Origin of the sequence: Streptomyces sp. NPDC059816, from assembly GCF_042732055.1 — a bacterium.
Taxonomy (GTDB): domain Bacteria; phylum Actinomycetota; class Actinomycetes; order Streptomycetales; family Streptomycetaceae; genus Streptomyces.
In genome coordinates this window covers 49,866-62,595 of sequence record NZ_JBHWIQ010000032.1, presented here as the reverse complement: position 1 = coordinate 62,595, position 12,730 = coordinate 49,866, and the positions used below count along the sequence as shown (strand labels likewise).

Here is a 12,730-nt window from a genome sequence, read left to right as displayed (position 1 = left end):
ACGAGCGCGGGCGCGCGGACCACGTAGGTGGCGATCAGCTCCCGCAGCGCGACCGCCCGGTGCCGGCCCTCCCGTTGGGCGCGCAGAGCTCGGTCGGCGGCGCGGAGACGGGCCAGGGCGGACGGGTCACCGTCCACCAGGGCGTCGACCACCGGCTCGGTGAGCAGGTCCAGGCATGCGGTGAGCAGTCGACGGGTGGCCGGCGACGGCGGGGCCGGGGCCGCGTAGGCGGTGGTCAGGTGGCGCGCGGGGTCGGTCAGGCTCCAGCCGACGACCGCCCCGCGCTGGACGAGGAGCGACACATCGCGGGCGATGCCGATACGGGCGTCCAACGGCCCGTCCAGGACATCCGGATCACGCAGGCAGATGAGCACGCCGTCCCTGGGCGCGCGGCACAGCACCGTGGTGTGTCCCACAGCCGGTGCCCGCTGCCGAACGTGTCGGCAGCGAACCGTTCCCGCTCCTGCACGTCCGCGTACTCCACGAGGCGCAGGGAGTCGCCCGCGAAGCGGGGAGCGACGGAGAGCGGCTCGCCCGTCACCGTGGCGCGCCAGCCGTCGTCGAACGACAGGTGCGTGTTCATCGACGCCTCATCTCGATGCGCGCTCCGGGGGTCAAGTGCTCGCCTGCCGGGGATCCTGTCACCCACGGGGTCCTCGTGGGTGACAGGATCCCCGGAATCCGACGGTCCGCCATCAGGGTCTCCGGGACGCGTTCGGGAGACCTTGACCGCCGACGCCGATGGGGTTCAGCCCGTGACGAGACGGTCCCCGGCGATGCCCGCCTTGTCGGGACGGTAGAAGTCCCGGATGCCGTCCGCCCACACGACGACCGGGACCCGGTCGCCCTCCACGGGGCCGAAGGCGTCGAACAACGCCTCGATGTGGTCCGGTTGGAACCCGATGGCGATCATCAGCACGAGGAAGTCGGGCCGTTCGACCAGCCCGTCGCCGTCCGGGTCGCCCAGCGCCGACAAGGCGACCGCGAACGCGTCGACGACCGCGTCGAACCGTTCCGGATCGAGGACGACCGCGGTGAACTCCTGAGGGCTGATCCGCCCGTCGCCGTCCGCGTCCAGCTCCGAGGTCAGCGTGGCACCGTACCCGCGGAAGGCCTCGGACAGCGCCTGCCCCGCCTCCGCGCTGCCGGCCGGCAGCGCCTCGACCGTCCGGCTGGCCATCAGATCGAAGTCGGTCGGCTCCAGGTAGCCGTTGCCATCGGCGTCGAAGAGCGAGAACACGAGCTGCACGCGAGCGACGGCCTCGGTGGTGGGCATGGTGGGAACACCTCTGCTTCCGGGTGCGGGGTGAGGGAGACCGGGGACGTGTCCCGGCGGTCGGCTCCACTATCCGGCGGTGCTCCGGCCCCGTCGGTGGAAAGTCCGTCCGGTGTACACGAACGGGGGCAATGCCCCGGTGCCACGCATGGCGCGGCCAACGACGGGAAACGCGAGACGGCTCAACGCGCCCCGGTCGAGGGCGACATCGACGTAGCGGAGCGTTCCCACCCGGCCGAAACCGCACCTCTCGATACGCCGGGTGATGCATTGACCCCGTAGCGCCAGCGTGGTTGCATGCTTGCGGTCCTCTGGTGGACCGAGCAACGACCGCGCCCTGCCCGGGGGATCGAATGAGGCGAAACGCGAAGTCGAGCACCACCAGACGGGTGCGGGTCGCCCTGAGTACGGCGGTCGCCGTCTGCGCGGCCACGGCGGTGCTGCCCACAGCCGCCTCGGCCCGGCCGGTGGGCCACCGCACGACCGGTGTCGAGCGCATCAGCGTCGCGCCCGACGGCACCCAGGGCGATGCCCATTCCGCCGGCGCCTCGATCATGCCGGACGGTCACCGCATCGTCTTCTCGTCATCGGCGACGAACCTGACGCCCGAGGGCACGACCGGAGACGACCGGGCGTACGTCCGCGACCAACGGACGGGGCAGACCCGGCGGATCGGGCCCTACAGCCCGCTCGATCCCCCGGTGATCAGCGGCAACGGGGAGTACGTCGCCTACCCCGTGCAGTGGGTGAACAACGTGCGGATCCGCCAGTACCAGGTGAGCACGGGGTACACGGCTTCCGCCAACTGCTCGTCCCACAGCTGCGACCAGCCGTCGTCGAGCGCCGACGGCAGTTCCCTCGCCTTCGTCGTCCTGTTCCGGCAACCGTCGTCCGGCCAACGCATCGAGGTCCACGACGGGGACGGCACCAAGAAGACCGTCGCCGACTTCGCCCACACGCACGAGTCCCGACCGTCCCTCAGCGGCGACGGCCGGTACGTCGCCTACCAGGACGGCGGGGCGGGGGACGTCTTCGTGTGGGACCGGGTCGGCGGCACCACCACCGGCCCGGTCGAGGGCCCGTCCACGGCGGCGGCACTCGTCCAGCTCAGCGACGACGGCAGCAAGGTCGTCTACGTCTCGGGCTCCGACACCTACGTCCACGACGTGCCCTCGGGCACCGTCCACCTGGTCCCGAACGCACGGGGCGTGGCCATCGATCCCACCGGCCACCATCTGCTGTACGCCCCGCTCGGCACGAGCGGGGCGGGGCTCAAGCTGCGCGACCTGCGGACGGGCACCGACCAGATCGTCTCGAACCAGCCCGCCACGGCCGGTACCGACGCGGTCAGCGCCGGTGGACGCGACGTGGTCTTCCAGTCCACGGCCGACGACCTCGTGCCCGGCGACACCAACGGGAAGTCGGACGTCTTCGTCCGTCGCTTCCCCTGACCGCCGGGAACAGGGGAAACGGCTACTTCTTGCGGGCGAGGGTGAGCCCGTCGGCGATGTGGATCATGGTGGCTTCGACGCGGTCGTCGGTGCGGACGCGTTCGTTGAGCTGCCGGACGGCCCGGGTGGTCCCGGCGGTGTCATCGAGGTCGATGACGCGCCCGTGGTAGAGGACGTTGTCGACCAGGATCACGCCGCCGGGCCGGACGCGGGGCACCGCCTCTTCCCAGTAGGCGGTGTAGTTCTCGTAGTCGGCGTCGATGAAGACCAGGTCGTAGGTCGGCTGTTCGGGCAGGGACTTGAGGGTGTCCAGGGCCGGGCCGAGACGGAGTTCGATGCGGTCCTGGACACCGGCGGCCCGCCAGTGGCGGCGGGCGATGCCAGTCCATTCCTCGCTGATGTCCAGACAGGTCAGACGGCCGTCCGCACCGAGTCCGCGGGCGATGGCCAGGGCGGAGTAGCCGGTGAACGTGCCGATCTCCAGTGCGGTGCGGGCTCCGATCAGCTGGGTCAGGAGGGTCAGGAAGGTGCCTTCGTCGGGGGAGATCTGTAGGCGGGCCTCGTGTCCGAGGGTGGCGGTCTCGGCGATCAGCCGGGATTGCACGGGGTCGGGCGGGGTCCCATGGGCGCACAGGTAGTCGAACAGCTCGTCGGACAGCGGGGTGGGCGTTCGAGTCATGGTCAACGATTCTACGGGCGGCCCGAGTTGGGGCGGCTGCGGGTTCCGATGCTGTCGATCGGACGGCTCAGGAGAGCCGTAGCGAATTCGCCGTCCCGCTGCGGTGTCCGCGTCCGCGCTCCTATCCTGGCTCGCAGGGGTGGAGACGAGCTGGGGGGGCATGCCTCATGAGGGCAGCAGGCAGGAGTGCGTCGGTGCTGAAGTCAGGAGTCAGGCGGCTCTTGGGACGCACGGGATTCGACATCGTGCGCAGCACCAACAAGTTGGGGGGCGTCGACGACTTCCTTCCGTTCGAGGCCACGATGCGGGCGGCGCGGGCGGCCGGTCTGTCGGTCGGTGACCACATCGACGAGGTCATGAACGGGACGCCGGGCGCCACCCAGTCCACCATCGACGAGTTACGCGACCTCGGTGTCTTCGCTGCCGCCCCGAACACGGTGCTGGAGATCGGCCCCGGGTCCGGACGGTACCTGGAGAAGACCCTGAAGGAGTGTTCACCGGACCGCTACGAGATCTACGAGACGGCAGCGCCCTGGGCCGACTACCTGGTGGAGACGTTCAAGGTGGTGGCCCGGCCGACCGCGGGAAGCAGTCTCGCCCCGACCCCCGACGGCAGCATCGACCTCGTCCAGGCCCACAAGGTCTTCAACACCGTGACCTTCCTCTGCGCCTCCCGCTACTTCTTCGAGATGGCACGGGTCACGCGCCCCGGTGGTCGGATCGTCTTCGACGTCATGACGGAGACCTGCTTGGACCCGGCCGCGGTACGCACCTGGGCGACGGAGGGCGGCGCGGGTCACGGGTCGTACCCGGCCGCAATACCGCGTCGGGTGTGCGTGGACCTCTTCGCGACCCTGGGGTGCACGTTGGAGGCCAGCTTCCTAGCGCCGCTGGGCGTCGCATCCACGGAGGTGCTCGTCTTCGGAAAGGGCACCTGATCCTCATCCTCAGGTCCTCCGGTGGGCGGGTGAGGGGCCGGCCGACGCCCGGGGTGCTGCCCCCGGCGCTGCGCGGGTGGCTCGGGCTGATCGCGACACTCGCCACGCTGGTGGTCGTCGTGCTCGGGGTCCGGTACTCCGGCCGCAGCCGACCCGGCGCCGTGGACGCATGGATCCAGTCGGCGGTGGACGGTGTGCGCCCGCCGTGGCGGCGGGTCGCCCTCGCCGTCGACTTCCTTGCGGAGCCCGCCGGAGCGGCGGTGCTGGTCGTGGCCGCCGTGACGGGCTGTCTGCTGTGGCGACGCCTTCGGGCAGCGGTGCTCGTGGTGGTCGGCACCGGCCTCACCGTGGGGACGACGACGCTGCTCAAGCCCCTGGTGGGACGCACCATCCACGACGGGCACCTGTCCTACCCGAGCGGGCACACGGCCTTCCTCACCGCGTTCGCCCTCGTGGTGGCGCTGCTCACGGCCGGCCGCCTCGGCCTCGGCAGGGCGGCCGGCACGTTGCTGGTGGTCACTTCGGCGCTGCTCGCCGGTGCCGCCATGGGTTGGGCGCAGGTCGCCCTGGGCGCGCACTACCCGACCGACACCCTCGGCGGCTGGTGCACGGCGCTGGCGGTGGTCCCGATGACCGCATGGCTGGTTGACCGGTCGACCGACGCCGTTCGGCGGGAGCAGCGTTGACGGTGTGTCACGCCAGGGGGCGGAACACGGGTTTCACCGGGCGCCCGGCCAGCCAGGGGGTGGGGTCAGCGGCGTCCAGTGCCTTCCGGTACACCGCACACGCCTGGGCCACCGCGTCGACGGTGTGGTCGATGTCGGCCTCGTCGAGCGCGCTGCTCACCACGAACGACGGGGCGAGCACCCCGCCCACGAGGAGTTGACGCAGGAACAGGGTGCGGTACTCCTGCGAGGGCTGCCGGTTCTCGTCGAGGGTGGCGAAGACCAGGTTGCTGGCCCGGCCGCGGACGAGGACGTGGTCGCCGACGCCCATGCTGGCCGCGGCGTCGCGAACCCCGGCGGCCAACCGCTCGCCGAGGGCGTGCAGCCGGTCGGTGACGCCCTCCTCGACGTAGGTGGTGAGCACGGCCGTCGCGGCGGCCAGTGAGTGCGTTTCCGCGCCGTGCGTGGTGGACAGCAGGAACACCCGTTCGCGGGTGTCGCGCAACCCTCCGCGTTCCATGAGGTCGCGGCGCCCGGCCAGCGCGGAGACGGCGAACCCGTTGCCGAGCGCCTTGCCGAAGGTGGAGAGGTCGGGGACGACCCCGTACAGGCCCTGCGCGCCCGCTTCGGACCAGCGCAGGCCGGTGATCATCTCGTCGAAGACCAGGACGCAGCCGTGCCGGTCGGCGAGTTCGCGCAGTCCGGCGAGGTACCCGGGCGGCGGCTCGGTGTGGGTGGCGGGTTCGAGGATCAGGCAGGCGACCTCGCCCGGATACCGGGTGAGCAGTTCCTCCGTGGCGGCCAGGTCCCCGTAGGGGAACGTCACGGTGAGCTCGGTGGTCGCCGCCGGAATGCCGGCGGACATCGGTGTGGTGCCGATGAACCAGTCGTCGACGGAGAGGAACGGGTGGTCGCCGCAGATGGCGACCCGGGAGCGCCCGGTGACGGCGCGGGCGAGGCGCACCGCGGCGGTGGTGACGTCGGAGCCGTTCTTGGCGAACTTCACCATCTCGGCGGTCGGCACCGTGGCCAGGAAGCGTTCCGCGGCGTCGACCTCCACGATGGAGGGCCGGACGAAGTTGCTGCCGCGGTCGAGTTGCCGTCGCACCGCCTCGATGACGCGCGGGTGGGCGTGGCCGAGGCTGACCGACCGCAGTCCGGAGCCGTACTCGACGTAACGGTTGCCGTCGACGTCCCACACATGGGCACCGCGGCCGTGGCTGATGACCGGGGCCAGGTCCTCGGGGTACTGGTCGTCGCCCTTGGCGTAGGTGTGCGCACCCCCGGGGATCAGAGCGTGCAGTCGCTCGTTCGCCCGTCGCGACCGGGGCAGGAGGAACTTCTCGCTGTCCACGCCCGCTTCACCTCCCCTCATGCTTCAGGACCTCGGCGAGGCTCGGTGCCTTCCGGTCCCGCTCGGACATCGACGTGGCCGGCAGCGGCCAGGGAATGGCGAGCTCGGGGTCGTCGAAGGCGATCGTCACGTCCTCGGCCGGATCGTGCGGGCGGTCGATGCGGTAGGAGACGTCGGCGGTTTCGGTCAGTGCCTGGAAGCCGTGTGCGCACCCCGCCGGGACGTACAGGGTCTGCTGGGTCTCGCCGGACAGGGCGAAGAAGGCGCGGTTGCGGTAGGTCGGGGAGTCGGCCCGCAGGTCCACGACGACGTCGAAGACCTCCCCGTACGAGCAGCGCACCAGTTTGGCCTCACCGGCTCCGGAGCGCAGGTGCAGTCCGCGCAGCACCCCCCGGACCGAGCGGGACACGCTGTCCTGGACGAAGGAGTCCGGGTCGAGGCCGACCGAGCGGGCCACGTCGGCGTCGAAGGTGCGGCAGAAGAAGCCGCGTTCGTCGGCGTACGACGTGGACTCGAACAGGTATGCGCCGGCGATCGCCGGGATTCCGGTCGCCTTCATGGAGTCTCCCGCAGGGCGTGGGTGTGGGTGTGGTCGGGCGCCGGGAACAGGGTCGCGGTCAGGGCGGTGAACTGGCGTTCGAGGAGTCGGGCGGCGACGAGGTTCCGCTCGGTGAGGGTCCGGCGTAGCTCCGCCGCGTGCTGTTCCAGCGCCCGGAACTGGGCGAGCAGCCGGTCGGCGTCGACCTCACGGGCCGGGTGGCAGTACGCGTCCAGGCCCATCCGGGCCATCAGTGCCTCGCTCTTGGCCGCGTAGCTGAGGGCGAGCGTCGGCGTGCCGACCTTCAGGGCGCAGACCAGGTTGTGGTAGCGGGTGGCCACCACGGCGTCGGCGGCTGCCGTCTCCTTCATCAGGTCGGCGAGCGAGGACGCCCCCGCGGCGGTGACCAGGGGTGAGTCCACCGCGTCGCGGATCGCGGCCACCACGGGTTCATCGATCCCGTCGCCGGTGAGCAGGCGGACCGGCCGGCCGTCCTCGACCAGTGCGCGGACGAAGCGGATCGTCCCGTCGAGGTAACGCCGGTGGATCTCCTCGGCGCGGGCGCGGTCGTCGTTGCCGCCGTGGAAGGCCATGACGCCGACGCAGACGGGCCGGGGCAGGTCCGTGTCTGCGGGGTGGTCGTCCGGTGGCGTCGGCAGGGCGAACGCGAGGTCCGGGTAGACCTCGTCGCGCGCGGTGTCCACGCCCATCGCCCGCATCGCGTCGCGGGACAGGGTGTCCCGGTACGAGCGGTAGGCGGCCAGTCGCGCCGACCAGCGCACCAGGGCCCGGGTGGGGCGCCCGCTGATCGGGCCGGCGCCGACGCTGACCAGGGCGACCCGGGTGCCGAACAGCCGGCCGGTCGCGCAGAGCAGGAACAGCGCGTACGGGAAGCCCCACGGCCGTAGCGGCAGCGTGGCCTCCAGGACGCCCATGCCCGGCACGATCACCACGTCGTGGCGGCGCACCCAGGCGGCGGTGCGGAAGACGTCGACGAGTTTGCCGAGGCCCTTGCCGGCGATCGCGCCGCCGCGCGACGCGGTCCGGTACTCCCCGCGGTACCAGTGCAGTCGGGTCGCGGGGATGCCGTACCGGGTCGTGACGGCCTCGGGGCCGCCGCACAGTGCGTCCACGGCGGCCTCCGGGTGCTCGGCCCGGAGGTACCCGAGCACCGCCTCCAACGACCCGTCGTTGCCGAGGTTGCCGGAGCCGAGCAGGCCGAACACCCCGACGCGCACCGGGGTTCCGTTCGAGGACTTCATGCCCGCCCGCCGTCACGGCCGGCGACGAGGGCGTCCACGGAGACGGTGAGCCGGCCCGGGTCGACCGGGGCGCGGTCCTCGACCCGCTCGCCGGCGCCCGGCCGGACCCGGCTGGTCATCCAGGCGACCAGGTGGCGGTAGCAGGCGCGCCGGTCGGCCGGGGACAACGGGGCCCGTCGGACGGCCGCGACGAAGCCCCAGACGTACTCGGCGAGCAGTCGGGGCGTCGGGTGCAGCGGGCCCGCCCGGCGCGGGTCCAGGTTGACGCACCGGGAGCGCTTGCTCGGGTTGGCCCGTTCGGCGCGGGTGGGGTGGTCGCGGCGGAAGTACAGCAGCTCCGGCACCTGGTGGAAGGGCCCGTGCAGGGTGATCTCGGCGACGAAGGTGCGGTCGGCGTGGTGGTAGCTGTCGTGCGGCTTCACCCGGCGCAGCACGTCGGCCCGCATCACCCCGTAGAAGTCGTCGCCCCCGGGCTCGAACAGCAGGCTGCGGAAGCGCTCCGGCGGGTGCGGCGAGTCGGTGGCGAGCCCGTACGCGTAGGGGACCTTCAGTTGGCCGTCGCCGTCGATGACCGCTTGGCCGCTGTGCGCGAGGATCACGTCCGGCCGTTCGTCCAGCGCCTGGACGCAGCGCCGCAGCAGGTCCCGGGCGTACAGGTCGTCGTGCGAGGCCCATTTGAAGAGTTCGCCGCGGCACTCGGTGAACACGCGGTTGTGGTTGGGTGCGGCGCCGATGTTCCGGGGCAGTCGGAGGTAGCGGATGCGGGAGTCCCGCGCGGCGTACCGGCGGCAGATGTCCTGGGTCCCGTCGGTCGAGGCGTTGTCGGAGATGACCAGTTCGAAGTCCTCGTAGGTCTGGCCGAGGAGGGCGTCGAGCGATTCGGCGAGGTACTCCTCGCCGTTGTACACGGGCAGGCCGATGCTCAGGCGCGGCACTCGGCGTGGTGCAGTCATGTGGTCCTCACTTCGCGGATGGGTTCTGGTGGCGCTCGCGCAGGGCGGACCGCAGGTGCAGCCACCACACGGCCGAGCCGCTGACGGTCGCGGCGGCCACGCCCCAGGCGGAGCCGACCGTGCCGGCCACGGCCGCCCCGCCGAGCCCGCCGCTGACGTAGCAGGCGGAGGCGATGAGTTGGCTGCGCAGGCTGCGCCGGGCCGCGGCGAGCGCGCGCAGTCCGGCCGCCGCGCCGACGCCGAGGCCGGCGCCGGCGACGCCGAGCGTGGCCGGGACGATGAGCTCCGAGGCGGGGTGCCAGACGCCGCCGAGCACGAGCTCGCCGAACCGGTCCGGCACCAGCAGCAGCGCGGCGCCCCAGAGCAGGGCGGCGGCGGCCTGCCCGCCGCCGAGGAGGAAGCAGAACCGGCCCAGCCGGTGCGGGGCGCGCCGCAGCACCCGGGCCGCCTCCGCGACGGTGACCAGGGACAGTCCCATCAGCACGGCGAGGAACGGGCCGAGGAGCAGCTCGGCGCCCCGGACCACGCCGACCGCGCTGACCCCGACGAGCGCGCCGAGCCCGTACGCCCGCAGTTGGGCCGCACCGCTGACGCTGACGTTCTCGACGAGGTAGCGGTAGCCGAGGTCGCGGTGTTCACGCACCCAGGCGCGCGCCCCGGTCAACCGGGGCCGGATGCCGGACTGGAGGCAGCCGTACGAGGCGGCCACGGAGGCGGACGCGCCCCAGGCGAGCACGAAGGCGGCGACGCTGCCCACCTGGGCCGCCACCACCATGGCGGGCACGAGTGCGACGCCCCCGAGGAGGTCGTTCACGAACGCCTTGTGCCCGGTGCCGGCGGCGAAGAAGGAGTACCGCCAGGCGTCCTGGAGCAACAGCCCCGGCAGGACGAGGCCGAGGGCGGCGAACGCGGGGCCCACCCGGCCGCCGAGGGCCAGCCCGACCACCAGGGACACCGCGCCGACTCCGGCGCCGACGGCGAGCGCGGCGCCTGAGGACCGGGCGGCCGCCGCGCGCCAGGACGTGTCCGGCACGCCGCTGAAGCGCACCACGAGCGGGTCGGTGGCCAGCCCGCGGGAGACGCTGAGCAGTACGCCGTAGGTCACCCAGGCCAGGCTGAACACGCCGAACGCGGCCAGCCCCAGCGAGCGTGCGACGTAGATCCCCACCGCGAAGTTGGTGAGGCTACAGACCGCCTGGTCGGCGAGTCCCCAGGACAGTCGGCCGGCCAGGGCCCGGCCGGTCCTCGGCCGGGCGGGTGCGGCCCGGGCCGCCGGGTTCGTCGCCTCCTCCTTTCCCTTGCTCATCGGCGTCATGCCTTGATCAGCCCGGCGCCGTGCAGGGCGTCGGCCGCGCCGGCGACGGTGTCGAAGGGCAGCCCTGAGCGTTCGGCGACGTCCAGCAGGGTGTGCGCGCCGTCGGAGAGGTTGAGCACCCAGAGCATGGCCATCTGGGCCTGCTTCGCGTCGCTGCGCCCGCCGAGCGAGTCGTAGAGTCCGCGCCGGCCCAGCTGGGGTTCGCCGTAGGGGCTGAGGTTGAGGTAGCGCCGGTTGCGGTCCAGCACGGCGAACGCCTCGCGGCAGACGGCGAGCGTGTCCGCCATCGCCTCCGGGGAGACGAAGTCGGGGTTGTCCGCCGAGGTGTGGTACTCGGGGTAGCCGGCGTACGGGGTGCGGGTGAGCGAGCCCACACCGAGGTCGAACCCGGGCGAGCAGAACTGCCGCTCGTCGTAGCCGTACGGAGTGAACTCGGTGACGCGGTGCGGGCGTTCGGAGGTGCGGAGCACATGCCGCAGCACCCGGTCGATCTCCGCGTCGCCGCGTCTGCTCTGTTTGTACGTCAGCTGGCCCCGGTCGCCGGCGCAGGCCAGCACCAGTCCGTGTTCGACCCTTCCCCCGGGTTTCGGCTCCGCGTTGCGGGCCAGCCAGGTGATCGCCCCGATGGTGCCGGGTGCGAACAGGAACCGGTACGTGTACCAGGGCGTCCGCTCCGCCAGGGCCCGTGCCAGGAACGTCGCCACCGCGATGCCGGCCAGATTGTCGTTGGCGAGCGACGGGTGGCAGACGTGGCAGGAGACGATCACCTCGTCGGGCACCTGTCCCGGGACCACGTGTTCGGCGTAGGTGAGGTGGCCGTCGGCGAGGGTGGAGTCGATGTGCACCTCGTAGTCGCCGTCCGGCAGCGCGTCCAGGGTCTCCTGGGCGAGGCAGAACCCCCAGTCCGGCCGGTAGTAGCTGGTGCGGTACGGCACCCACGTCGGACGGTCGGGCAGGGTGTGCAGGTGGGCACGGAGTTCGGTGAGCGGCAGGGTCGTCGACACCGGCAGGCTGTAGCCGAGCACGTGCAGGCTGGACGCGGCGAAGTCGACGACCCGGTTGCCGGCCGGGTCGGCGATGTACGCGTCCCGGATGTTCCACTCCTGCGGCACCGTCCAGTCGAGCACCTGCGTCCCGGTCGGCACCTCGTGCACCGTGAGCGGAACGTACTCGCCGACGATGTCCAGGGTGGCGCGCACCCCGTCGCCGGTGATGCTCCGGCACAGCGGGTACAGCCGCTCCACCAGTGCGTGCATCTGCTCGCCGGTCGTGGTCATCGGCGCCGCCGCAGGGTGTCGTCGACGGTGCCGGCGTCGGAGGCCGCGCGCAGCACGGCCAGCCGGGTGAAGCGTCGTTCGAAGCCCTCCCGGGTCAGCCCGTGCTTGCGGTAGGCGTCGGCGAGTTCGAGGGCGCCCTGCTTCACCGTCCACTCGCAGTCGAAGCCGGGGATCGCGGCGCGGAACCGGGCGAAGTCGACGCGGTAGGACCGCGGGTCGGCACCGGTCTCCCCGGTGATCACCACCCGGGCGTCGGACACCGCCTCGGCGACCTGCTCGGCGATCTCGGCGACCGTGACGTTGTTGGTCTCGCTGCCGATGTTGAACGCCCGGTCGTGCACCGCCTCGCGCGGCGCGACCAGTGCCGCGGCGAAGGCCCGTGCGATGTCGACGGCGTGCACCAGGGGACGCCAGGGGGTGCCGTCGGAGAGCACCAGCACCTCGCCGGACAGGAGCGCGTGGCCGACCAGGTTGTTCAGCACGATGTCGGCGCGCAGCCGCGGTGAGTACCCGAAGGCGGTGGCGTTGCGCAGGTACACGGGGCTGAAGTCGTCGTCGGACAGGGCGTGCAGGTCGTCCTCGACGCGCACCTTGGACTCGGCGTACGGGGTCACCGGGCGCAGCGGGGCGTCCTCGGTCACCAGCTCGCCCCCGCCGGCGGCACCGTAGACGGAGCAGGTCGACGCGTACAGGAAGCGCCGCACTCCGGCGTCGCGGGCCAGTCGGGCCAGCCGTACGGACGCGTGGTGGTTGATGTCGTAGGTGAGGTCCGGGGCCAGGGCTCCCAGCGGGTCGTTGGACAGTGCGGCCAGGTGGATCACTGCGTCCACCCCGGCCACGTGGTCGGCCGTGACGTCGCGCAGGTCCACCCGGTGCCCCGGCGGGTCCGCGGGCGGCGGGCCCAGCACGCAGTCGGCGAACAGGCCGGCGTCCAGCCCGACGACCTCGTGTCCGGCGGCGGTGAGGATCGGGGCCATCACGGTCCCCAGGTAGCCCTGGTGTCCGGTCAACAGCACGCGCAA

12 protein-coding genes and 1 pseudogene are annotated in these 12,730 nt (G+C 72.4%); 3 read left to right on the top strand and 10 right to left on the bottom strand.

Annotated elements, in window-relative coordinates:
• Positions 1 to 256: 256 nt before the first annotated feature.
• Positions 257 to 583: a hypothetical protein gene (locus ACFV88_RS31370; protein WP_385495469.1), complete on the bottom strand. Its 327-nt coding sequence runs from the start codon at positions 581 to 583 to the stop codon at positions 257 to 259.
• Between the two features lie 165 nt (positions 584 to 748).
• Positions 749 to 1,276 carry an EF-hand domain-containing protein gene (locus tag ACFV88_RS31365; RefSeq protein ID WP_385495468.1) on the bottom strand — a complete coding sequence of 176 codons (528 nt, stop codon included), beginning with the start codon at positions 1,274 to 1,276 and terminating at the stop codon, positions 749 to 751.
• Positions 1,277 to 1,629: 353 nt separating this feature from the next.
• Here ACFV88_RS31365 and ACFV88_RS31360 point away from each other — a divergent pair, with 353 nt between their 5' ends.
• The gene (locus ACFV88_RS31360; protein ID WP_385495467.1) at positions 1,630 to 2,727 is read left to right on the top strand and encodes a TolB family protein; all 1,098 of its coding nucleotides are present in this window, start codon (positions 1,630 to 1,632) and stop codon (positions 2,725 to 2,727) included.
• A 22-nt stretch (positions 2,728 to 2,749) separates the two neighbouring features.
• On the opposite strand, the gene ACFV88_RS31355 is transcribed toward ACFV88_RS31360, so the two are convergent.
• Complete coding sequence (locus tag ACFV88_RS31355) at positions 2,750 to 3,406, bottom strand: O-methyltransferase (RefSeq protein WP_385495466.1); 657 nt, start codon at positions 3,404 to 3,406, stop codon at positions 2,750 to 2,752.
• A 221-nt stretch (positions 3,407 to 3,627) separates the two neighbouring features.
• On the opposite strand from ACFV88_RS31355, the gene ACFV88_RS31350 reads away from it, so the two are divergent.
• Both ACFV88_RS31350 and ACFV88_RS31345 read left to right on the top strand, forming a co-directional pair.
• On the top strand, positions 3,628 to 4,344 hold the full coding sequence (locus tag ACFV88_RS31350; protein ID WP_385495465.1) for a methyltransferase domain-containing protein: 717 nt from the start codon (positions 3,628 to 3,630) through the stop codon (positions 4,342 to 4,344).
• 29 nt (positions 4,345 to 4,373) lie between these two features.
• The gene (locus ACFV88_RS31345) at positions 4,374 to 5,030 is read left to right on the top strand and encodes a phosphatase PAP2 family protein (protein ID WP_385495464.1); all 657 of its coding nucleotides are present in this window, start codon (positions 4,374 to 4,376) and stop codon (positions 5,028 to 5,030) included.
• A gap of 7 nt (positions 5,031 to 5,037) precedes the next feature.
• Here the strand turns inward: ACFV88_RS31345 and ACFV88_RS31340 are convergent, their stop codons facing one another.
• The 7 genes and pseudogenes from ACFV88_RS31340 to ACFV88_RS31310 all read right to left on the bottom strand — a co-directional run bounded on the left by ACFV88_RS31340 (position 5,038) and on the right by ACFV88_RS31310 (position 12,730).
• Positions 5,038 to 6,363, bottom strand: coding sequence for a glutamate-1-semialdehyde 2,1-aminomutase (locus tag ACFV88_RS31340; RefSeq protein WP_385495463.1), 1,326 nt, complete (start codon positions 6,361 to 6,363; stop codon positions 5,038 to 5,040).
• Positions 6,364 to 6,370: 7 nt separating this feature from the next.
• On the bottom strand, positions 6,371 to 6,922 hold the full coding sequence (rfbC, locus tag ACFV88_RS31335; RefSeq protein WP_385495462.1) for a dTDP-4-dehydrorhamnose 3,5-epimerase: 552 nt from the start codon (positions 6,920 to 6,922) through the stop codon (positions 6,371 to 6,373).
• Positions 6,919 to 8,163, bottom strand: coding sequence for a polysaccharide pyruvyl transferase family protein (locus ACFV88_RS31330; protein WP_385495461.1), 1,245 nt, complete (start codon positions 8,161 to 8,163; stop codon positions 6,919 to 6,921). The genes rfbC and ACFV88_RS31330 overlap by 4 nt, the downstream gene beginning before the upstream one ends.
• Positions 8,160 to 9,116, bottom strand: a complete 957-nt coding sequence (locus ACFV88_RS31325; RefSeq protein ID WP_385495460.1) for a glycosyltransferase family 2 protein — start codon at positions 9,114 to 9,116, stop codon at positions 8,160 to 8,162. The genes ACFV88_RS31330 and ACFV88_RS31325 overlap by 4 nt, the downstream gene beginning before the upstream one ends.
• Positions 9,113 to 10,431, bottom strand: a pseudogene (locus ACFV88_RS31320) (hypothetical protein). The gene ACFV88_RS31325 and the pseudogene ACFV88_RS31320 overlap by 4 nt, the downstream one beginning before the upstream one ends.
• Positions 10,428 to 11,708: a DUF4910 domain-containing protein gene (locus ACFV88_RS31315; protein WP_385495459.1), complete on the bottom strand. Its 1,281-nt coding sequence runs from the start codon at positions 11,706 to 11,708 to the stop codon at positions 10,428 to 10,430. The pseudogene ACFV88_RS31320 and the gene ACFV88_RS31315 overlap by 4 nt, the downstream one beginning before the upstream one ends.
• Entirely contained in the window at positions 11,705 to 12,730 is a 1,026-nt protein-coding gene (locus ACFV88_RS31310) for an NAD-dependent epimerase/dehydratase family protein (protein WP_385495458.1), read from the bottom strand. The genes ACFV88_RS31315 and ACFV88_RS31310 overlap by 4 nt, the downstream gene beginning before the upstream one ends.

Coding starts and splice junctions, on each gene's coding strand:
- ACFV88_RS31355 (WP_385495466.1), bottom strand. CDS start 3,406: ATGACTCGAACGCCCACCCCGCTGTCCGACGAGCTGTTCGACTACCTG.
- ACFV88_RS31315 (WP_385495459.1), bottom strand. CDS start 11,708: ATGACCACGACCGGCGAGCAGATGCACGCACTGGTGGAGCGGCTGTAC.
- ACFV88_RS31325 (WP_385495460.1), bottom strand. CDS start 9,116: ATGACTGCACCACGCCGAGTGCCGCGCCTGAGCATCGGCCTGCCCGTG.
- ACFV88_RS31365 (WP_385495468.1), bottom strand. CDS start 1,276: ATGCCCACCACCGAGGCCGTCGCTCGCGTGCAGCTCGTGTTCTCGCTC.
- rfbC (WP_385495462.1), bottom strand. CDS start 6,922: ATGAAGGCGACCGGAATCCCGGCGATCGCCGGCGCATACCTGTTCGAG.
- ACFV88_RS31370 (WP_385495469.1), bottom strand. CDS start 583: ATGAACACGCACCTGTCGTTCGACGACGGCTGGCGCGCCACGGTGACG.
- ACFV88_RS31360 (WP_385495467.1), top strand. CDS start 1,630: ATGAGGCGAAACGCGAAGTCGAGCACCACCAGACGGGTGCGGGTCGCC.
- ACFV88_RS31330 (WP_385495461.1), bottom strand. CDS start 8,163: ATGAAGTCCTCGAACGGAACCCCGGTGCGCGTCGGGGTGTTCGGCCTG.